General features: G+C 34.6%; 16 protein-coding genes. 6 read left to right on the top strand and 10 right to left on the bottom strand.

Translation table 11 applies throughout. The annotated features are described in order from the left end of the window. Position 1: 1 nt before the first annotated feature. The gene (locus tag GQR94_RS09340) at positions 2-1,054 is read right to left on the bottom strand and encodes a sugar phosphate isomerase/epimerase (RefSeq protein ID WP_158975244.1); all 1,053 of its coding nucleotides are present in this window, start codon (positions 1,052-1,054) and stop codon (positions 2-4) included. A gap of 162 nt (positions 1,055-1,216) precedes the next feature. Between GQR94_RS09340 and GQR94_RS09335 the strand changes: the two genes are divergently transcribed. Further along, positions 1,217-2,920 carry a GMC oxidoreductase gene (locus GQR94_RS09335; RefSeq protein WP_158975243.1) on the top strand — a complete coding sequence of 568 codons (1,704 nt, stop codon included), beginning with the start codon at positions 1,217-1,219 and terminating at the stop codon, positions 2,918-2,920. A gap of 17 nt (positions 2,921-2,937) precedes the next feature. After that, positions 2,938-3,399, top strand: a complete 462-nt coding sequence (locus GQR94_RS09330) for an ASCH domain-containing protein (RefSeq protein ID WP_158975242.1) — start codon at positions 2,938-2,940, stop codon at positions 3,397-3,399. 42 nt (positions 3,400-3,441) lie between these two features. Here GQR94_RS09330 and GQR94_RS09325 read toward each other — a convergent pair whose 3' ends face one another. From GQR94_RS09325 to GQR94_RS09310, 4 genes are all read right to left on the bottom strand, one after another. Then, entirely contained in the window at positions 3,442-4,578 is a 1,137-nt protein-coding gene (locus GQR94_RS09325) for a Gfo/Idh/MocA family protein (protein ID WP_158975241.1), read from the bottom strand. A gap of 9 nt (positions 4,579-4,587) precedes the next feature. Continuing rightward, positions 4,588-5,817, bottom strand: a complete 1,230-nt coding sequence (locus tag GQR94_RS09320; protein ID WP_158975240.1) for a nucleoside permease — start codon at positions 5,815-5,817, stop codon at positions 4,588-4,590. Positions 5,818-5,839: 22 nt separating this feature from the next. Further along, positions 5,840-7,063: a sugar MFS transporter gene (locus tag GQR94_RS09315; protein WP_158975239.1), complete on the bottom strand. Its 1,224-nt coding sequence runs from the start codon at positions 7,061-7,063 to the stop codon at positions 5,840-5,842. Between the two features lie 180 nt (positions 7,064-7,243). Further along, positions 7,244-8,239 (bottom strand): sugar phosphate isomerase/epimerase, encoded by a 996-nt coding sequence (locus GQR94_RS09310; RefSeq protein ID WP_158975238.1) that lies wholly within the window; start codon positions 8,237-8,239, stop codon positions 7,244-7,246. 135 nt (positions 8,240-8,374) lie between these two features. Here GQR94_RS09310 and GQR94_RS09305 point away from each other — a divergent pair, with 135 nt between their 5' ends. Together GQR94_RS09305 and GQR94_RS09300 are read left to right on the top strand one after the other, a co-directional pair. Next, positions 8,375-10,087 (top strand): GMC oxidoreductase, encoded by a 1,713-nt coding sequence (locus tag GQR94_RS09305; protein WP_158975237.1) that lies wholly within the window; start codon positions 8,375-8,377, stop codon positions 10,085-10,087. Then, the gene (locus tag GQR94_RS09300; RefSeq protein WP_158975236.1) at positions 10,087-10,737 is read left to right on the top strand and encodes a gluconate 2-dehydrogenase subunit 3 family protein; all 651 of its coding nucleotides are present in this window, start codon (positions 10,087-10,089) and stop codon (positions 10,735-10,737) included. Before GQR94_RS09305 ends, GQR94_RS09300 begins: the two co-directional genes overlap by 1 nt. A gap of 315 nt (positions 10,738-11,052) precedes the next feature. Here the strand turns inward: GQR94_RS09300 and GQR94_RS09295 are convergent, their stop codons facing one another. From GQR94_RS09295 to GQR94_RS22825, 4 genes are all read right to left on the bottom strand, one after another. Next, positions 11,053-13,536 carry a ribonucleoside-diphosphate reductase subunit alpha gene (locus tag GQR94_RS09295; RefSeq protein WP_158975235.1) on the bottom strand — a complete coding sequence of 828 codons (2,484 nt, stop codon included), beginning with the start codon at positions 13,534-13,536 and terminating at the stop codon, positions 11,053-11,055. A 128-nt stretch (positions 13,537-13,664) separates the two neighbouring features. Then, the gene (locus tag GQR94_RS09290; protein WP_158975234.1) at positions 13,665-14,645 is read right to left on the bottom strand and encodes a ribonucleotide-diphosphate reductase subunit beta; all 981 of its coding nucleotides are present in this window, start codon (positions 14,643-14,645) and stop codon (positions 13,665-13,667) included. 527 nt (positions 14,646-15,172) lie between these two features. Further along, a complete protein-coding gene (locus tag GQR94_RS09285) occupies positions 15,173-15,730 on the bottom strand; it encodes a hypothetical protein (RefSeq protein WP_158975233.1) in 558 nt (185 codons plus the stop codon). Positions 15,731-15,742: 12 nt separating this feature from the next. Continuing rightward, positions 15,743-15,877: a hypothetical protein gene (locus GQR94_RS22825; protein WP_255451558.1), complete on the bottom strand. Its 135-nt coding sequence runs from the start codon at positions 15,875-15,877 to the stop codon at positions 15,743-15,745. 362 nt (positions 15,878-16,239) lie between these two features. Between GQR94_RS22825 and GQR94_RS09280 the strand changes: the two genes are divergently transcribed. Both GQR94_RS09280 and GQR94_RS09275 read left to right on the top strand, forming a co-directional pair. Continuing rightward, positions 16,240-16,980: a LytTR family DNA-binding domain-containing protein gene (locus tag GQR94_RS09280; RefSeq protein WP_158975232.1), complete on the top strand. Its 741-nt coding sequence runs from the start codon at positions 16,240-16,242 to the stop codon at positions 16,978-16,980. A gap of 9 nt (positions 16,981-16,989) precedes the next feature. Beyond that, positions 16,990-18,963 (top strand): tetratricopeptide repeat protein, encoded by a 1,974-nt coding sequence (locus GQR94_RS09275; RefSeq protein ID WP_158975231.1) that lies wholly within the window; start codon positions 16,990-16,992, stop codon positions 18,961-18,963. Here GQR94_RS09275 and GQR94_RS09270 read toward each other — a convergent pair. Then, positions 18,956-19,525 (bottom strand): DUF3109 family protein, encoded by a 570-nt coding sequence (locus GQR94_RS09270; protein ID WP_158975230.1) that lies wholly within the window; start codon positions 19,523-19,525, stop codon positions 18,956-18,958. The two genes, GQR94_RS09275 and GQR94_RS09270, sit on opposite strands and share 8 nt — an antisense overlap. Positions 19,526-19,607 lie beyond the last annotated feature (82 nt).

The following is a 19,607-nucleotide window of genomic DNA, read 5'->3' as shown; positions in this document are numbered from 1 at the left end:
ATTAAATTCCTAAAATTTTCTTTAAAACCTCTTTATCAATCTTTGCTCCCGCAAAGTCATCAAATGTTTTTTCGGTCGCTTCAATAATATGATCTTGAATAAATTTAACCCCTTCTCTTGCGCCTTGTTCCGGACTTTTTATACAACATTCCCATTCCATAACTGCCCAAACATCACAGCCGTATTGTGTTAGTTTAGAAAAGATAGTCTTAAAATCAATTTGTCCATCACCTAAAGATCTATAACGCCCTGCTCTATCTCCCCAATCATTATACCCTCCGAAAGCACCTTTTTTTCCGGTTGGATTAAACTCAGAATCTTTTACGTGGAATGATTTAATAAATTCATGGTAATGATCTATGTAAGCGATATAATCTAACTGTTGTAAAACAAAATGACTCGGATCATAAAGGATATTTACACGCTTATGATTATTTGTTGCTTTTAAAAAACGTTCAAAAGTATCGCCATCATGTAAATCTTCACCTGGATGAATTTCATAACACACATCAACGCCTTGCTCATCAAAATGATTTAAAATTGGCGTCCAACGTTTTGCTAACTCTTCAAAACCCATCTCAACCAAACCAGCAGGTCGCTGTGGCCATGGGTGCATCGTATGCCAAAGTAGCGCTCCAGAAAAAGTTGCATGCGTATTTAAACCTAATCGTCTACTAGCTGATGCTGCTTTTTTTACCGTTTCTATAGCCCATTCCGTACGTGCTTTCGGATTATTTTTTACTTTGTCTGGCGCAAAATTATCAAACATTAAATCATAAGCCGGATTCACAGCAACCAATTGCCCTTGTAAATGGGTTGAAAGTTCTGTAATCTCTAATCCGTACGAATTAACTTTCCCTTTAAGTTCATCACAGTAAGTTTGGCTTTCAGCAGCCTTATCTAGATCTATTAAAAAATCTACCCAAGTCGGAATTTGAATTCCTTTATATCCTAAATCAGCCGCCCATTTACACATTCCGTCTAAAGAATTAAATGGCGCTTTACTATCTACAAATTGTGCTAAAAAAACTGCAGGTCCTTTTATTGTTTTCATGATTATTTTATTAAATATTTAAAAAATTACAGTTGGAATGATTTGATTACTAAAAAATTAAGAATTAATCTCTTATATTTAATGTTTGTATTCAATTTCCATTTTAAAATTGGCAATGACTAAATATACTAATTACAATAGAATAATAACACATATACAGCAATGAATCAGCACGAAGAATATGACGCAATCGTTGTAGGAACAGGAATTACAGGAGGATGGGCGGCAAAAGAACTCTGTGAAAACGGATTAAAAACATTAGTTCTTGAAAGAGGTCCAATGGTAAAGCATATTAAGGATTATAAAACCATGAATGATGATAATTGGGATTATGATTTGAAAGGTGAACTCTCTAGAGAGGACAAGAAAAAATACCATGTACAAAAGAGGGTCGGCTGGGCACCCACAGAAGATTCCAAACATTTTTTTGTAAATGATTTAGAGCACCCTTATGTTGAAACAAAACGTTTTGATTGGATAAGAGGATATCAAGTAGGCGGAAGGTCACTTACTTGGGGAAGACAAACGTACCGTTGGAGCGATTTAGATTTTGAAGCAAATAAAACAGATGGTCACGGTGTTGATTGGCCCGTACGCTACACTGATATTGCCCCATGGTATGATAAGATAGAAGAATATATTGGCGTAAGCGGACAAAATTTAGGACTAAAACATTTACCTGATGGTAAATTTCAACCCCCAATGGAATTGAATTGCGTGGAAGAAGATCTGCAAAAATCAATGTCTGAAAAATTTGATGACGGTCGCCTTTTAACGATAGGTCGCGTTGCACATATTACCAATAAAGACGCAAGTATTGAAGGCAGACAACCTTGTCAATACAGAAATAGATGCTGGAGAGGCTGCCCTTTTGGAGGATATTTTAGCAGCAACTCTTCTACATTACCTGCCGCTGAACGCACAGGAAACATGACATTAAGGCCAAACTCAATTGCTTATGAAGTGATTTATGATGACACTACCAAACAAGCTACTGGAGTTAAAATTATAGATGCAGAAACAAATGAAAAATTAATTTTTAATGCGAAAGTGATTTTCTTATGCGCTTCTTCAATGGCTTCTGTCGGCATTTTATTGCAATCAAAATCTGAACGTTTTCCAAATGGATTAGGGAATGATTCTGATGCGTTAGGCAGAGGGATTATGGACCATCATTATCAACTTGGTGCAACGGCAAAAGTAGAAGGCTATTTAGATAAGTACTATAAAGGAAGAAGGCCCAACGGTTTTTACATTCCTCGTTTTGTAAACTTAGATACATCTTCTGAAAAGAAAGATTTTATAAGAGGCTATGGTTACCAAGGTGGCGCAAGTCGTGGTAGTTGGACCGACTCTGTTGCCGAAATGGGATACGGAGCAGACCTAAAAGAAAATATTTTAAAACCAGGAGCTTGGCAAATTGGTGTCACCGGTTTCGGAGAGTTTTTACCTTATGACGACAATAGAGTTACCTTAAGCCCTACTGAAAAGGATAAATGGGGCTTACCACAATTAGCTTTTGATGTAGCGTTCAAGGAAAACGAATACAAAATGCGAGAAGATATTAAAACGCAGATTGCAACGATATTGACTAAAGCTAATTTTGAAGAGGTAACCGTTTACGATAAAAAAACTGGTCCAGGACTTGGAATACATGAAATGGGTGGTGCTAGAATGGGTCACGATGCAAAAACATCTATCGTAAACAAACACAATCAAGTTCATAATGTGCCTAATGTTTATGTTACGGATGGTGCTTTTATGTCTTCCTCTAGTTGCGTAAACCCATCCTTAACCTATATGGCTTTTACAGCAAGAGCGGCAAACCATGCGGCAGAACAGTTCAAATTAGGTAAATTTGCATAAGTAATAGACAAGAAATTATGGACAATGCTTCAGCCCGAAATATGTGGGGCGATTATTTAGACAAACATTTAGAAGACGCTTTCGTTACAGCGCCGAAAAGTATTCATTTTTGTGACAATGAAAAAGATGCCAATGAAGGTGCTGAATTAGTTTTAAAAGAGATAAAAAAAGCGACCTCCCCTTCACTCTTAGGGCTACAATTACGCAAGGAGCCTTTACCTAAAATTGGCGACTTTCTTGTGATTACCGATTGGGAAGGAACTGCAAAATGCATTGTAAAGACTACAAGAGTAAAACTAAAACCATTCTTTAGTATTAATGAAGAATACGCTAGGCAAGAAGGTGAAGGTGATAAAAGTCTAAGCCACTGGAAAAAAACCCATTGGGAGTATTATACACGAGAACTAGCTCCTTTTAAAAGAGAGGCGCGAGAAAGTATGATTATTGTTTGCCAAGAATTTGAAAAAGTATTTGGATAAAAAAAAAGCCGCATGATGCGGCTTTTTTTTTATGATTATATCTTAATCTAAAACTACCCATGTATTCCCATTTTTATGGGAAGCCACAGTGCTTTCTATAAAGTTTAATCCTCTTACTCCGTCCAACATGGTTGGAAACTCACCATCGTTATATTCTTGCCCTCTAATTGCTTTTGCAACGCCTAAATAAATATTAGCCATAGAATCAAAAATGCCTTCTGGATGTCCTGGAGGTAATTTTGTTCCATCTAAAGAAAGTTTAGAATTATAAGCATGACCCGGTTTGTATACTTGTAGCGGCTTATCATCACTCATCACATATAAGTAGTTGGGATTTTCTTGTTCCCATCTAAATCCGCCTTTATCACCATAAATGGCAATTGCCAATCCGTTTTCTTCACCGGTTGCAATTTGACTTGAACGTAGCACTCCTTTTGCATTTCCATCAAAACGAACCAATACCGTACCATCAATATCCATTTGATTGTCGTCATACAAGTAATTTAAATCTGCTAGAATAGACTTTACCTGAAGCCCAGTAGTAAATTCAATCATATTAAATGCATGCACTCCTATATCTCCCATGCAGCAGCTAATTCCTGCTTTCTCAGGATCTAATCGCCATGTAGAAGACCTCTTTTCTTTATCATGAATTACTGGATTCAACCACCCTTGGTAATAACGAACATCTACCTTCTGAATCTTACCCAGAGCACCTTGCTTAATCATTTCACGCATTTGACGTACCATAGGATATCCGGTATACGTATGTGTTACTGCGAAAATTGTTCCTGCTTTTTCTAAGGTAGCTTGCAAAATTTTAGCTTCCTCATAGGTGGTCGTCATAGGCTTTTCGCAAATAACGCTAAATCCGTTTTCTAATAATTTCTTTGCCATTGGAAAATGCAAAAAATTTGGTGTTAGCACAGAACACACTTGAATACGGATAGCTTCTGGAAGTTTCATCTCTTCTTCTACCAAAGTATCAAAATCCTTATAAATTCGATTTGTTGGAATATCTATTTCTTCAGCGAATGAAATACTATCCTCGAATTTGGGATTGAAAACTGCACCAACTATTTCGTAATTATCATTTATCTGCGAAGCAACTCTGTGTAATATTCCAATAAGAGAGTCCCCTCCTCCTCCTAAAATTCCTAATCTAATTTTCTTTGCCATTTTTATATTTTAATCTTTATATTCAATTTTTTCATTTTTAAAAAACACCATAAAAAGAACTAAGACACCCAAAGCAAAAATTGCTGGATAGGTCCAAATAGTTTTCCAATCATGTAAATTTTCTGCAACTAAATAAGTATCCGTAATTTTACCAGCAACCCAAAAACCAATTAACATACCAATGCCATAAGTTGCTAGGGTTATTAGACCTTGAGCAGCACTTTTATATTTTTCTCCCGCCTTAGAATCGGTATATATTTGACCAGAAACAAAAAAGAAATCATAGCAAATACCATGAAGGCCAATACCTAAGATTAGCATAAATGCAAATTCTCCTGCATTACCATAAGCGAAAAGCATATAGCGCAATGTCCAAGCTACCATTCCTGCTAAAATTGTCTTCTTAAATCCAAATTTTTTAAAGAAATAAGGCAATAATAGCATGAAGAACACCTCAGAAGCCTGTCCTATTGTCATCTTCCCTGTTGGATTATTAACTCCTATTTCAGACAAAAATGGATTCGCATTTTGGTAATAAAATGCTAAAGGAATACAAATAAATATTGAAGAGATAAAGAAAATTAAAAAATTCTTGTCTTTTAACAATCTTAATGCATCAAGCCCTAATATGTCTGCTATTTTAACTTTCTCTCCTTTTGCTACTCCTGGAGGAGTTTTAGGAAGCGTAAAGCTAAACAAACCTAATACTACAGAGGCAATAGCTACCATCAAAAAGGTGTTTTTAAGCATTCCAACCTCACGCGATTCTGGTGAATCCCAGAAAAATACAAAACTAATAATTAAGCCTGCAAGTATCCAACCTATAGTCCCAAAAACGCGAACCAAAGAAAATTCTTTTGCAGGATCTTTCATTTGTTTAAAAGATATAGAATTAACCAATGCCAATGTTGGCATATATAAAATCATATACCCTAATATATAGGGATAGAAGCTAGAGAAATCTGTGGCACCATACATTTGGTACATTAAAAAAGCACCCGCTAAATGTAATACTCCTAATATTCGCTCTGCATTAAAATACCTATCGGCAATAAGCCCTATAATAAACGGTGCGATAATAGCGCCCCATGACTGCGTAGAAAAAGCCATCCCTATTTCAGCGCCACTTGCATTAAGGTTATTGCCTAAAAAAGTACCTAAGGTAACAAACCACCCTCCCCAAATGAAAAACTCTAAAAACATCATAAAGGACAACTGAATCTTCACTTTTAATTTCATTCTATATTTTATATAATTATAATTAATGTGCCGATTGCGCAATTCTTTGTGCTTCTATTTTTTTACGGATAACAAATAGAATCCCAAATAATACCACTAACGCAAGTGGAAAGTAGACCATAAAACCTAATACTGCTTTCCCTGCTGCAACTTCAGCAACTTCTCCTATTAATCCTACAGCAATTGCACTTTCTTTTTCAGTATCTAATCTTGAGCCAATAATTGGATTCCATATAGAGGTTGCAAACATTCCTGCGCCACCCAATAATGACATTCCAAGCGCCCCAGTTTTAGAAGTATATTCAGATACAAACCCAATCATAGTAGGCCAGAAATAACACACTCCTAATGCAAATAATGCTGCGGCTACATAAATCATAGCACCATCTGCAACACTCATAAAATAAATTGCTGTAGCGGTAATTATTGCAGACATAAGCAACACCCCTATTGGGTTTAACTTATGGATTATTGGCCCTGCAAAAAAGCGACCTAAAGCCATTATACCTGTAACTAAAGCTAGAACAAGCATAGGGCTTGCTCCTGAACTACCTAAGATAGATTCTATCCATTGTTGCGGTATAAATTCTGAAGTTGCTGTTAGTGTCATACATACCATCATGAATAAGAATAATGGATTTGCTAGTGCTTTAATGTTAGCTGATGTATTGGATTCAATATTTTCACTTTGAGGAAATTTCTGAGTAAATATCAAAAAGCCATAAATAGCTGTTGGAATTAACATCGTAGCAATTTGTAACTGCCAATTTAAACCCCCGTCTGTCATAAATTTAGACACTAAAGCCCCAATTACAAGACCTCCAGGAAACCAAACATGAAATTTATTCAACATAGCAGTTCTATTATTGGTGTACATATCTGCAATCATTGGATTACATGCCGCTTCTACAGAACCATTTGCAAAACCAATAAAGAAGGTTGATATAATCAAAGTCCAAAAACCACCAGCAAATATGGTAAGTACCAATCCTAGTATGTGGCAAACAAAAGCAACAATTAGTAGCTTTTTAGCCCCTAAGGAATTAAACAAAAGTCCCCCAAGCAGCATTGCCAATGGAAACCCAAGGAATGCCATACTATTGATCCAACCCAACTCTTGATTGGTAATTCCAAAATCTTCTCCTAACTGCGTTAAAATACCTGCTCTAATGGCAAAAGTCATAGAGGTTACAATTAATGCCATACAGGCAGCTAAGAAAACTTTACGCTTATTCATTTGTTCCATGTTGATAATATCTAAATTGGTTGTTTGTTCCGTTGTTCTCCTTTTTAAGGTTATCCTTATAATTTTTGTATCAAAATTCTCTGCCTAAGTAATACTATCGAAGGTAGTTCTTTGATTTTTGATAATGAATCTCTTCCAACCCATCTAATTCATCTATCTAAATACATAGACAATTAGCTTTTATAACTCCTTAGCCACCTTAAGCAATAAATCTCTAGTCGCAATAATCCCTTCTTCCTCCGTCAAGACATCTCCTTCATACTCTACCCCTACAAAACCTTCATAACCCGCATCTTTTACGATGTTCATCATTTTTGAAAAATCAATTTTAGTTTCATTCCCATCAGCATCAAAATTATATGATTTTGCACTTACTCCTTTTGCATAGGGCATTAATTCACTTACACCTTTATACATGTCATATTCCTCTGCACATTCTCCATTATATATAGAACCATCTTTTCGCTTCATACAAAAATTTCCAAAATCTGGAAGCGTACCACAGTTTGGCATATTTACTTTACTCATTACCAGTGCCAAATCTGCCGCATTTGAAGAGAAACCACCATGATTCTCAACAATTACATTAACATTTTTATCTTTAGCATATGTTGCCAATTGTGTTAAACCGTCTACAGAACTAGTAATCCATTCTTCTGTACTTGTACCTCCTGATAGATTTACACGGATGGAATGGCAGCCCATTGCCGCTGCGGCATCTACCCATTTATAATGATTTTCAACAGCCTTTTTACGTTCTTCTGAAGTCTCTGCAGCAAGATTACCCTGCCCGTCAATCATGATTAATAGATTAGTCATTTCATGTTTCTTACTCTCTGCATTACATTTCTCTACAAATGCAGCCATCGCCTCTTTAGAAAAATTTTCTTTCTCTAATTCCTCATAATACATTCCACTTACATATTCCAATCCAGAAAATCCCCAGCTTTTAGCTTTTTCGGCAAAGGTGTACGGGCTAACTTTATCATCAAAAACCATCTTGTGCATTGACCATTGTGCCAATGATAATTTAAAAAAAGGAGCTACAACAATTGTATCCTCAACCTTTAATATGTTATCTTCTTTTTTCTTTTCATCCTTACATGAAAAAAAGAATAAAAAAATCGCAAAAAAAGCAAATAGTAATCCCCGTTTGTTGAAAATAGAATCTTTCATAATCTCTTAAATAGTCAATTGTTAAATTATCACCATACTACAACGTTATAGTAAGATATCGTTTTATTCTAAGCGTTTAAATGTAAAAAATTAATTTTATATTTAATAAATTTACGAAATAAACAATTTTACTGCATGAGCAAATTTTTTTACAACGAAGAACAAGAGTCGTATGATGCGATTGTTGTAGGTACAGGAATAAGTGGTGGATGGGCTGCTAAAGAACTATGCGAAAACGGTCTTAAAACTTTAATTTTAGAACGTGGAAGAATGGTAACACATATTAAGGATTACCCCACAGCTAATATGGACGATTGGGATTTTCCAAATAATGGTGAATTAACAAAAGAAGATAAAGACAAACAACTTAAGCAAGCAAGAACAGGCTACACCGTCAAAGCACCACAAAACTTCTGGTTTGTAAATGATTTAGAGCACCCTTATAACGAAACAAAAAGATTTGACTGGATGCGTGGTTATCACGTTGGTGGTAGATCTATTATGTGGGGTCGTCATAGCTATCGTTGGAGTGATATTGATTTTGAAGCTAATAAAAAAGATGGCATCGCAGTAGATTGGCCCGTTCGTTACAAGGATATTGCCCCTTGGTATGACAAAATAGAATCTTTCATAGGTGTTAGTGGTGAAAATTTAGGCTTGGAACAATTGCCTGATGGCCAATTTGGACCCATGATGGATTTGAACTGCGTAGAACAAACCCTTAGAGATAAAGTTTCTGAGAATTTCGATGGTAGAGTAATAACTGCTGGTCGTGTAGCACACATCACAGGAGACAAAAAATTTGACGGAAGAACTAAATGTCAATTTAGAAACCGTTGTATAAGAGGGTGTCCTTTTGGAGCTTACTTTAGCTCTAATTCTTCTACCTTACCTGCAGCAGAAAGTACAGGAAACTTAACACTACGACCAGATTCTATTGTATCTGAAGTTATCTATGACGATGCTACTAAAAAAGCTATTGGAGTTAAAGTAATAGATCGTCTAACAAAAGAAGAATTTGTATTTAAAGCAAAAGTAATTTTCTTATGTGCTTCATCCATGGCTTCTACTCAAATTTTAATGCAATCTAAATCTGATCGTTTCCCGAACGGATTAGGTAATGACTCTGACCAATTAGGCAGAAACATTATGGACCACCAATTAGGCGTAGGTGCAAATGGAAAGTTTGATGGTTTTGAAGATAAATATTATAAAGGCCGCAAACCAAACGGGGTATATATTCCACGTTTTAGAAATATAGGTGGCGACACAGACCGTAAAGATTATATTCGAGGTTTTGGATACCAAGGAGGTGCAAGCAGAGGAAATTGGGAAGAATCAATTGCTGAATTATCTTTTGGTAAAGAATTAAAAAACAGTATCTTGAAACCGGGTGGTTGGACAATAGGCATCATGGGCTTTGGAGAAGTTTTACCTTACGAGGAAAATAGAATGACTTTAGACTATGATAAATTGGATGGCTGGGGATTACCAACGATTACTTTTGACGCTGAGTTTAAAGAAAACGAATGGAAAATGCGTGAAGACATTAAGCAACAAGCCGTTGAAATGCTTGAAAAATCAGGATTCCGTGATGTTAAATCATTTGATAACCCTGGAGCTTTAGGTTTAGGAATTCATGAAATGGGAACTGCACGTATGGGTAGAGATCCAAAAACATCGGTATTAAACGGAAACAATCAAGTACATGCAGTACCAAACGTTTATGTTACTGATGGAGCTTTCATGACTTCAGCTAGTTGTGTAAACCCTTCATTAACCTATATGGCATTTACTGCAAGAGCTGCAAACCATGCCGCAGAACAAATTAAAAAAGGAAACTTATAATGGATAGAAGAATCGCCCTCAAGAATTTAGGATTATCACTTGGTTATGTGATAGCTACCCCGACATTGATTAGCTTAGTACAAAGCTGTAAAGATCAAAACGTTATTGAATGGACTCCAGATTTTTTATCTAAAGAAGAAGGTTCTGCGCTGCAAAAATTAGTCGATATTATTCTACCTAAGACAGACACACCTTCTGCATCTGAAGTAAACGTTCATGTTTTTATAGATAAGTTTGCCAACGAAATTATGGAAGTTGAAGAACAGAATTTCCTTAAAATGTCCATGACTAAATTTTTAAATAAAGCGGTAGCCGATTCTGGAAAGGAAACTGTTGCAGATTTAAGTGCCGAAGATTTAGAACCTGTTTTAGCTAGCGCTTTTAAGGTGACTAAAGATGATGAAGCTAAAAATTTTAAAATGATTAACAGCTATAATGAAGCTATCAAAAATGGTGAAACTGAAGAATTAGACGATACGGTATCTAGATTTGCTTTCGCAAATAACCTAAGAGGTTTAGTTATTTGGGGCTATAAAACATCTGAATATGTGGGTGAAGAAGTTTTAGCTTACTTACCAGTACCTGGTGAATACATCGGCTGTGGAGATTTACAAGAGTTAACTGGCGGTAAAGCCTGGTCTATCTCTTAAAGGCAGCATGTAAAATAAATATAAGCCCCATAGTTTTTAGATTTCTAAAAATTATGGGGCTTTTTGCAACGTGTTCATTTTTAATAATTTATTGAAATCCAAATTAGAATACCGGCTCGTATATCTATTAGAACATCATTAATAAGCTACGACTATAGATAATCATTATATACTTTTAGCGATCTATAGTATTGCATTGATATCTATGGCCGTATTAAAGCCTTATTTTAAAAAGTAAACACACACAATCACTAGTTATAAAAAAAGCCCTTAGAATTACTTCCAAGGGCTTTTTTAGTATGCCTAGGTAGGCAATTAAGAGCCACACATTAGACAATCGTCATCTGCCTGGCCTTCTTTAGCTCTTGCAATCATCTCTTTCATCTCTTGAGGCGTCATTGGCTGTATATCTACTTCTTGTTGCGCAACGGCCTTAACATCTGCTTTAACCTCGGTTTTAACCTCTGCCACAACAGTAGCAGCAACTATTTCTGCATCCGCAGCTACAGACACAGGAACCTCTTTTTTCTTTGTATTATCTAGTGTAAACTTAATAGCATCTACTGCAGATTTAGTTCTTAGATAATACATTCCTGTTTTTAAACCACTCTTCCATGCATAAAAATGCATAGACGTTAATTTAGAAAAGTTTGCACCTTCCATAAATAAGTTAAGTGACTGACTTTGATCAATAAAGTATCCTCTTTGTCTAGACATATCTATAATGTCTTTCATACTTAATTCCCAAACTGTTTTATATAATTCTTTAATATCTTGAGGAATAATATCTATATGTTGAATAGAGCCATTTGCTCTCATTAACTCTTGTTTTAAACTCTCATTCCACAAACCTAGATTCACTAAATCTTCTAACAAATGCTTATTCACAACAATGAACTCACCAGACAGTACTCTTCTCGTATAAATGTTAGAGGTATAAGGCTCAAAACATTCATTATTTCCTAAAATTTGCGAGGTAGAAGCCGTTGGCATTGGCGCTACTAATAAAGAATTACGCACGCCATTTTTCTTCACCTCTTTTCGAAGTTTATCCCAATCCCAACGACCAGATAATTCTTCATCTTTTATACCCCATAAGTTATATTGGAATTCTCCTTGAGAAATTGGAGATCCTTCATAGCTAGAATAAGCACCTTCTTCTTTCGCCATTTCCATTGAAGCGGTTACTGCTGCAAAATATAATGTTTCAAAAATTTCTTGGTTTAGTGCTTTTGCTTTATCACTCGTAAATGGCAAACGCAACATAATGAAAGCATCGGCTAAACCTTGCACCCCTAAACCTATTGGTCTATGACGCATATTAGAATTTTCCGCTTCTTTAACAGGGTAATAATTTCTATCGATCACCTTGTTTAAATTTCTTGTGACACGCTTGGTAACTCTAAACAATTCTTTATGATCAAACTCGCCATTCTTAATAAACATTGGCAAGGCAATAGACGCCAAATTACATACCGCAACCTCATCAGGAGAAGTATACTCCATAATCTCAGTACATAAGTTAGAAGAACGAATAGTCCCTAAATTCTTTTGATTACTCTTACGGTTCGCTGCATCTTTATACAACATGTAAGGTGTACCAGTTTCAATTTGTGATTCTAGTATTTTTTCCCACAGGTCTCTTGCTTTTACGGTTTTACGTCCTTTATCTTCAGCTTCATATTTTAAATACATGGTTTCAAAAACCTCACTATGATGCTTAAATAAATCTGGACATTCATTAGGACACATTAGCGTCCACTCTTCATTAGCCTCTACCCTTCTCATGAATAAATCTGGAATCCACATGGCGTAGAATAAATCTCTAGCACGCATTTCTTCTTTACCATGATTCTTTTTAAGATCTAAAAACTCATAAATATCTGCATGCCAAGGCTCTACATAAATTGCAAAACTACCTTTACGTTTTCCTCCACCTTGATCTACGTAACGTGCAGTATCATTAAAAACTTGCAACATCGGAACAATACCATTAGAAGTACCATTTGTTCCTGCAATATAAGATCCTGTAGCACGTACATTATGAATAGATAAACCAATACCACCCGCAGATTGAGAAATCTTAGCGGTTTGTTTTAGTGTATCATAAATACCATCAATACTATCGTCTTTCATCGCTAAAAGAAAACAAGAAGACATTTGTGGCTTAGGCGTTCCGGAATTAAACAATGTTGGTGTAGCGTGGGTAAAAAACTTTTTAGACATTAACTCATAAGTCTCGACAACGGCATCTAAATCATTTAAGTGGATCCCTACAGATACACGCATGAGCATATGCTGAGGACGTTCTGCTATCTGACCATTAATTTTTAACAAATAAGAACGTTCTAATGTTTTAAAACCAAAATAGTCGTAGCCAAAATCTCGGTTATAAATAATAGTAGAATCTAAGAACGCAGCATTTTCTGTAATTACTTTAAAAACCTCATCAGACAATAGAGGAGACTCCTTACCATTTCTAGGATTTACATATTCATAAAGGTCTTTCATGGTATCTGCGAAAGATTTCTTCGTGTTCTTATGTAGGTTAGAGACCGATATTCTTGCTGCTAATTTTGCAAAATCAGGATGCGTTGTTGTCATTGTTGCCGAAATTTCAGCCGCTAAATTATCTAACTCAGAAGTTGTTACCCCATCATACAACCCTTCAATCACTCTCATAGAAACTTTTATAGGATCTACGAGCTCATTTAGTCCGTAACAAAGTTTACGAACTCTCGCCGTAATCTTATCGAACATCATTGGTTCTTTTCTTCCGTCTCGCTTTAGTACATACATGGGCTACAATTATTTTTAGTGATACAATGGCCTGATCATGCCTTTTTCAAAGCACAACAAGTTGTGTTTATAGTTTATTATTTCTATAAGAAAACCTTCCCGAAATAATAATGATTTATAGTTTAATTTTAGAAATCTGCGTCGAAGCTGATTTGAGAATCTCCTTCTTTATCTGAATTCAAGACACCCGCTTTTTGATATTCTGAAACTCTTTTTTCAAAGAAATTTGTCTTTCCTTCCATTCCAATCATATCCATAAAATCGAATGGATTTGTTGAATTGTATACTTTATCACATTCCAATTCAACCAACAATCTATCTGTTACGAACTCAAGATACTGAGTCATTAATTTAGAATTCATCCCAATTAAACTCGCAGGTAATGATTCTGTGATAAATTCTCTTTCTATATTTAAAGCGTCTACAAGGATCTCTGTAATACGCTCTTTAGGAACTTTATTTACGATATGTTTATTATGAAGATGTACCGCAAAATCACAATGCATTCCTTCATCACGGGAGATCAGTTCATTAGAAAATGTCAACCCAGGCATTAAACCTCTTTTCTTCAACCAGAAAATAGAACAAAAAGAACCAGAAAAGAAAATACCTTCTACTGCTGCAAATGCGATTAGACGTTCCGCAAAACTTGGCGAATCTATCCATTTTAAAGCCCAATCTGCTTTTTTCTTAATTGCAGGAAAGTTTTCTATTGCCTGAAAAAGAACTGTTTTTTCTTTATCATCTTTAACATACGTATCAATTAATAAAGAATATGTTTCCGAATGAATATTTTCCATCATGATCTGAAAACCGTAGAAAAATTTAGCTTCTGAGTACTGTACCTCATTCACAAAGTTCTCTGCTAGATTTTCATTAACGATTCCGTCTGATGCTGCAAAGAATGCCAAAATGTGTTTAATAAAATAACGCTCATCATCATTCAGCTTATTATTCCAGTCATTCGCATCCTCACTTAAGTCAATTTCTTCTGCTGTCCAAATACAAGCTTCTTGTTTTTTATACCATTCCCATAAATCATTATGTTGAATTGGAAAAATAACGAATCTATCTTTATTCTCTTGCAAAATTGGCTCTATTGCTGACATATATCTCTTTCTATATTTTATTAAAAATTCGCAAGTGGAATGACTCCCCAGACCGGTTAACAAAGATTGCAAATAATCAGTTGTAAAGAAAGCATGTTTCGTGTTTTCTGATACAAAGTTTTTAACACAAATTGTTGAAATGTACCCTCAGAAGTGATGTTTGCTGCGCTTAGACAGGCTTTAGATTTCCTTAGAAAAACACTAAGAATTACACAAGTCTATACCCCATAAAAAAAGACCGAAAAGTATTAAAAAACATACTCTTTGGTCTATTTCTAAAATCCTAAGATTTTAAATAAATCCTGTCTAACCCAGCTACCCCTAAGGTATTATTTTACAACAAATAACTACTTGTTTGATTTAGGAAGTTCCCCCCGAAACCTAAAAATCCAACTAAAACGGAATTAAAACTCTGCTTTCTTTAATTAATTGTCGTCATAAACAACACCTATGCGCCGAAAAAACGGCAACACATATCCTAACTACTGATATGCATTAATAGGGTAGCGTCATGGTTTGACAGTTTGTTATTCCTCTTTTCTTACATCGGCATTAAAACTGCCGGAAATCAAAATTCTTTTATTTCGAAAATTTTCTAAGGTTAAATGTACAAAACCTTTGATATTATTCTCATTTATTTTAGAAATAATTATTTTTCCCTCAGTTGCATAGTACGGAAGATCATTTGAATCTACAATATTAAAAAAACCCAAAGCCCCTTCTTGCCGGTACACAGACTCCTCATTATTATACGTAATTTTATACACTCCTTTATCAATGGTATCACTTTCTAATTTTTGAGAAATTAAAAAAGAAAACATACTTTTTTCAACATCTTTAACTTCTGCCGTAAGTGTAACAAAGTTTTCACCTAGACTATTTTTTTTAGAAGAGGTTTTAAATATCATTTCACCGGAAACATCACCCGTATAATGACCACTGGCTTTTAATACATACTCTGAATCTATTTTCATTGTATTTGCCCCCAAGCTATCTAAGGGCAAGTATGACGTAAGTAGTAACATCGCAAATAGTGCACCTATCACATACTTATAATTAACAATTATATGTCCTGAAATTTTCATTGTCGACATCTTTTAGTTTCCCTTTAATTGCACATTTGATAATGACACAAAATCTTCATTTTGATCGTAATTAACTTCACGTTCTATTAGTACGGCAATAGTGATAACAATAATTAAAACAACAAATAGAATAAATGATTTTTGCATGATTTCTGTTTTTAATTTAACGCTTATAAATCTTATACTTCAATTTAATGAACCGAATAAGGATACTTTTCAAATCCTTAAGGGGGTCTTCGTTTTATTAAACAACAGGACTAAATTAGGACAATTAGACACTGGTCTAATCTGTAATGTACCAATGGTGAAGAAAACTGTATAAATGGTATATTTAGCTTTTCATCTCTTTTTAACATAAAATAGAACAACCACAAAGCCTTAATGCTGAGTATTAAAAAACAGGTCATATTATATATTTCAGCCCAAATGCACTTAAAAACGAACCATTGATACATAAGCACTTTAAAAAAAAAATATTTACTTGTATTTTTGTTTACATTTAATATCCTATGCTCGAAGCCGTAATTGTAGATGATGAAATTAAAGCCCTCCAAAGTTTAACTTGGGAATTGACGAATTTTAGTGATGAAATTAAAATAGTAGCGTCTTTCACGAACCCTATTGAAGCATTAGCATACCTAGAAAAGAAAGAGAATACTCCAGATTGTCTTTTTTTAGACATTGAAATGCCCACCATGGATGGCTTTCAATTTATTCAAAAATTAAAAAACAAAGAATTTCCCGTAGTTATCACAACGGCATATAACCAATATGCTATTAAAGCAATGAAGCACGAAGCTATAGACTATCTTTTAAAGCCCATAGATTCTGATGATTTAGGTGAGACCATCGAGAAAATTAAAAAATTCAATGCCAGAACAATTACTACAGAAAAATTAGAAAAAATATTATTGAATTTCAACGCTTCTTCTATTCAAAAAAAAATTACAATTAATACCGACGGAAAATTGGTTTTCCTACAAAGTGATCAAATTTTATATGTTGAATCTGATGGAAACTACAGCACTATTTTTCTAACAGATGGCCACAAAATTGTTCTTACTAAAAAACTAAAAGAAGTTAATGAAATCTTACCAAGTGATTGTTTTTACAGAATTCACAACTCGTATATCATTAATTTAAATAAAATAAAAGAATTTATCAAAACAGATGGATATATTATATTAGAATCTAATCACAAAATACCAGTATCACGACAAAAGAAATCCGACTTTTTAGATTTAATATAACATGATTTTATGCAGGGGACAAAAACAAGTGCACCTACTTCCTTAAGATATTTTTACTGGTTTACATTTAAAGTAGTAGTCCTTCTTTTAACCTGCCTACCTATTTCATCATACAGCCAGGATATTTCTGAAAAGTTTAAAAAGACTACAGATAGCTTAATTTTTAAAGCACCTTCCGCCTATTCTGAAATAGACCATGTACTAAGACCAAACAGAAGGGACACAGTATTAATGCGCTACTTTGCAAATAGTGCAGTGCAAAAAAATTATCTACACGGACAAGCCTACGCCCTAAACCAAATTGGAACAAAATACCGAAACATATCTAAGTTTAACATTGCGATTAAAAATCACAAAGAAGCATTAGAAGCGGCTAAAAAAGCAGACAATTTAGAACTTAAGGTCTATAGCCTTAATATGCTTAGTGTTGCTTATAGACGTATGGATGCCGTAAAAACAGCATTAGATTACGCGCAAGAAGCTATAGCGCTTGCAGAGTCTGCCCCAGAACTTACAGAAGGGCTAAAACGAAGTAAAAATGTGTCCTTAAACGGCATAGGAAATATCTATCAAAATTTAAAACAATACAATGTTGCTATAGAAATTTTTAAAAAATCTTTAGCACTAGAAGAAGAATTACACAATAAGTTAGGACAAGCGATCAATAATCAAAACATAGGGGAGTGTTATGAAGAACTTGGCGACTTAAAAAATGCTCTTAATTACTACAGAAAATCACTTGCATTTAATGAGGAAATGGATAATGACATGGGGCGTGTTATCTGTAACAATAGCATTGCACAAGTATTTATAAAACAGAAAAAAACGCTAAAAGCGCAACAAATACTTAAAACCACCTTATCTAAATCTATAGCACTAGGAGATCATTTTATAAGTTCTTCCGTATTTATTAATTTAGGCTGGGCGCTCATGGATTTGGGAGAATATGAAAGTTCTGAAGAAAATTTAGTTGAAGGTATTCGCTTATCTGTAAAGTATGATTTACCACGTTCTCAGGCCGTTGGCTACAACCATCTTTCTAATCTTTACATTAAAAAAAATGACTATAAAAAATCCTTAGAATACTATAAAAAATCTAAAGAAATTGAAGATGAAATTACCAATGAAACAAATGTGAGGTATGTGAATGACGTTTTATCTCGGTATGATATCGAAAAGAAAAACAACCAAATTGAAGCACTGGCAAGAGACAACGAGCTTGTGCGCCTTAAACTAAGAAAAAACGAGAATACACTGCTTATCAGCACTCTTTTACTCGCCCTTTCCTCGTTAATTCTTTACATTCTATACCGCCAATTTCAACTTAAAAACGAAAAAAAGTTATTGACCTTAGAACAAAGCATGTTGCGAAGTCAAATGAACCCGCATTTCTTATTTAATTCTTTAAACTCTATTAAACTTTACATCATTAATAATGAAAAGAAAAATGCGGTATACTACCTCAATAAATTTTCAAAATTAGTTCGCAAAATTTTAGAAGCATCTTCCTTAAAAGAAATTTCACTTGCCGAAGAATTAGAAACCATTGAACTTTATATGAACATTGAAAACATTAGATTTTCAAATGAAATAGATTTTCAGATAAAAATAGAAGACGGAATTGATACCCACGACATAAAAATACCATCTCTAATATTGCAGCCTTTTTTAGAGAATGCCATTTGGCACGGCCTATCTACCAGAGAAGAAGACAAAAGCATTATCATTGATATTAAGCAAGAAAACGACTATTTTACCACCATATCCATTACAGACAACGGCATAGGACGTGCTGCTGCCGAAGTTATTAAAGAGAATAAAGTACTAAAAAGGAAATCTATAGGTATCGACATTACAAAAGAACGATTAGCCAATTTTTCTAAAGATTTCCAAAATACTTTTGAGGTTCAAATTATAGACCTTTATGATGCCAACAAGAAAGCCACTGGAACCAAGGTAATTGTTTCTATCCCTACTATTTAAGGTACTCCGCCGCTGCTATTTCTAGTTCATCATACCATTTCGCTCCAAATTTTCTTATCAAAGCTTCTTTTAAAAACTTGTAAACCGGTACTTTTAATTCTTCTCCCAAAGAACATGCAGGATCACAAATGTGCCACTTATGATAATTTACTGCCGTGAACTCAGAATATTCGCGAATACGTACGGGATACATGTGACATGATACTGGTTTTTTCCACTTTGTAACGCCAGCATTATAAGCTTCTTCTAAACCACATTTTGCCGTTCCATTATTTTCAAAAACTACATATGCACACTCGCTACCATTCACTAAGGGGGTTTCCCATTCGCCATCATCACCTTTAACAAAAGCACCCTCTTCTTCAATTACCGCAATACCCTCTGGTCTTAAAAACGGCTTTACTTTTTGATAAATATCAACCAGTATTTCCGTTTCCTTTTCTTCCAAAGGGGCTCCCGCATCACCATCAACACAACAAGCACCTTTACAAGCGGTTAGATTACAAACGAAATCGTTATCAATTATTTCTTCAGAGACTAAAGTTTTTCCTATTTGAAACATATCTATATTTAAAAATTCAAAGATACCCTTATCTACATTTATTTTTCATTAAAACAGCTAATACTTGATTTAAACCGTAAAT

This window comes from Cellulophaga sp. L1A9 (genome assembly GCF_009797025.1).
Classification (GTDB): Bacteria; Bacteroidota; Bacteroidia; order Flavobacteriales; family Flavobacteriaceae; genus Cellulophaga.
Note: the sequence above shows the minus strand (reverse complement) of the source record. Positions and strands in the feature narration are given on the sequence as shown.

Excerpts from the sequence above, each read along its gene's own strand:
- GQR94_RS09285 (WP_158975233.1), bottom strand. The coding sequence starts at position 15,730 with ATGAAAATTTCAGGACATATAATTGTTAATTATAAGTATGTGATAGGT.
- GQR94_RS09325 (WP_158975241.1), bottom strand. The coding sequence starts at position 4,578 with ATGGCAAAGAAAATTAGATTAGGAATTTTAGGAGGAGGAGGGGACTCT.
- GQR94_RS09305 (WP_158975237.1), top strand. The coding sequence starts at position 8,375 with ATGAGCAAATTTTTTTACAACGAAGAACAAGAGTCGTATGATGCGATT.
- GQR94_RS09295 (WP_158975235.1), bottom strand. The coding sequence starts at position 13,536 with ATGTATGTACTAAAGCGAGACGGAAGAAAAGAACCAATGATGTTCGAT.
- GQR94_RS09270 (WP_158975230.1), bottom strand. The coding sequence starts at position 19,525 with ATGTTTCAAATAGGAAAAACTTTAGTCTCTGAAGAAATAATTGATAAC.
- GQR94_RS09330 (WP_158975242.1), top strand. The coding sequence starts at position 2,938 with ATGGACAATGCTTCAGCCCGAAATATGTGGGGCGATTATTTAGACAAA.
- GQR94_RS09290 (WP_158975234.1), bottom strand. The coding sequence starts at position 14,645 with ATGTCAGCAATAGAGCCAATTTTGCAAGAGAATAAAGATAGATTCGTT.
- GQR94_RS09340 (WP_158975244.1), bottom strand. The coding sequence starts at position 1,054 with ATGAAAACAATAAAAGGACCTGCAGTTTTTTTAGCACAATTTGTAGAT.
- GQR94_RS22825 (WP_255451558.1), bottom strand. The coding sequence starts at position 15,877 with ATGCAAAAATCATTTATTCTATTTGTTGTTTTAATTATTGTTATCACT.
- GQR94_RS09280 (WP_158975232.1), top strand. The coding sequence starts at position 16,240 with ATGCTCGAAGCCGTAATTGTAGATGATGAAATTAAAGCCCTCCAAAGT.
- GQR94_RS09315 (WP_158975239.1), bottom strand. The coding sequence starts at position 7,063 with ATGGAACAAATGAATAAGCGTAAAGTTTTCTTAGCTGCCTGTATGGCA.
- GQR94_RS09335 (WP_158975243.1), top strand. The coding sequence starts at position 1,217 with ATGAATCAGCACGAAGAATATGACGCAATCGTTGTAGGAACAGGAATT.
- GQR94_RS09300 (WP_158975236.1), top strand. The coding sequence starts at position 10,087 with ATGGATAGAAGAATCGCCCTCAAGAATTTAGGATTATCACTTGGTTAT.
- GQR94_RS09275 (WP_158975231.1), top strand. The coding sequence starts at position 16,990 with ATGCAGGGGACAAAAACAAGTGCACCTACTTCCTTAAGATATTTTTAC.
- GQR94_RS09320 (WP_158975240.1), bottom strand. The coding sequence starts at position 5,817 with ATGAAATTAAAAGTGAAGATTCAGTTGTCCTTTATGATGTTTTTAGAG.
- GQR94_RS09310 (WP_158975238.1), bottom strand. The coding sequence starts at position 8,239 with ATGAAAGATTCTATTTTCAACAAACGGGGATTACTATTTGCTTTTTTT.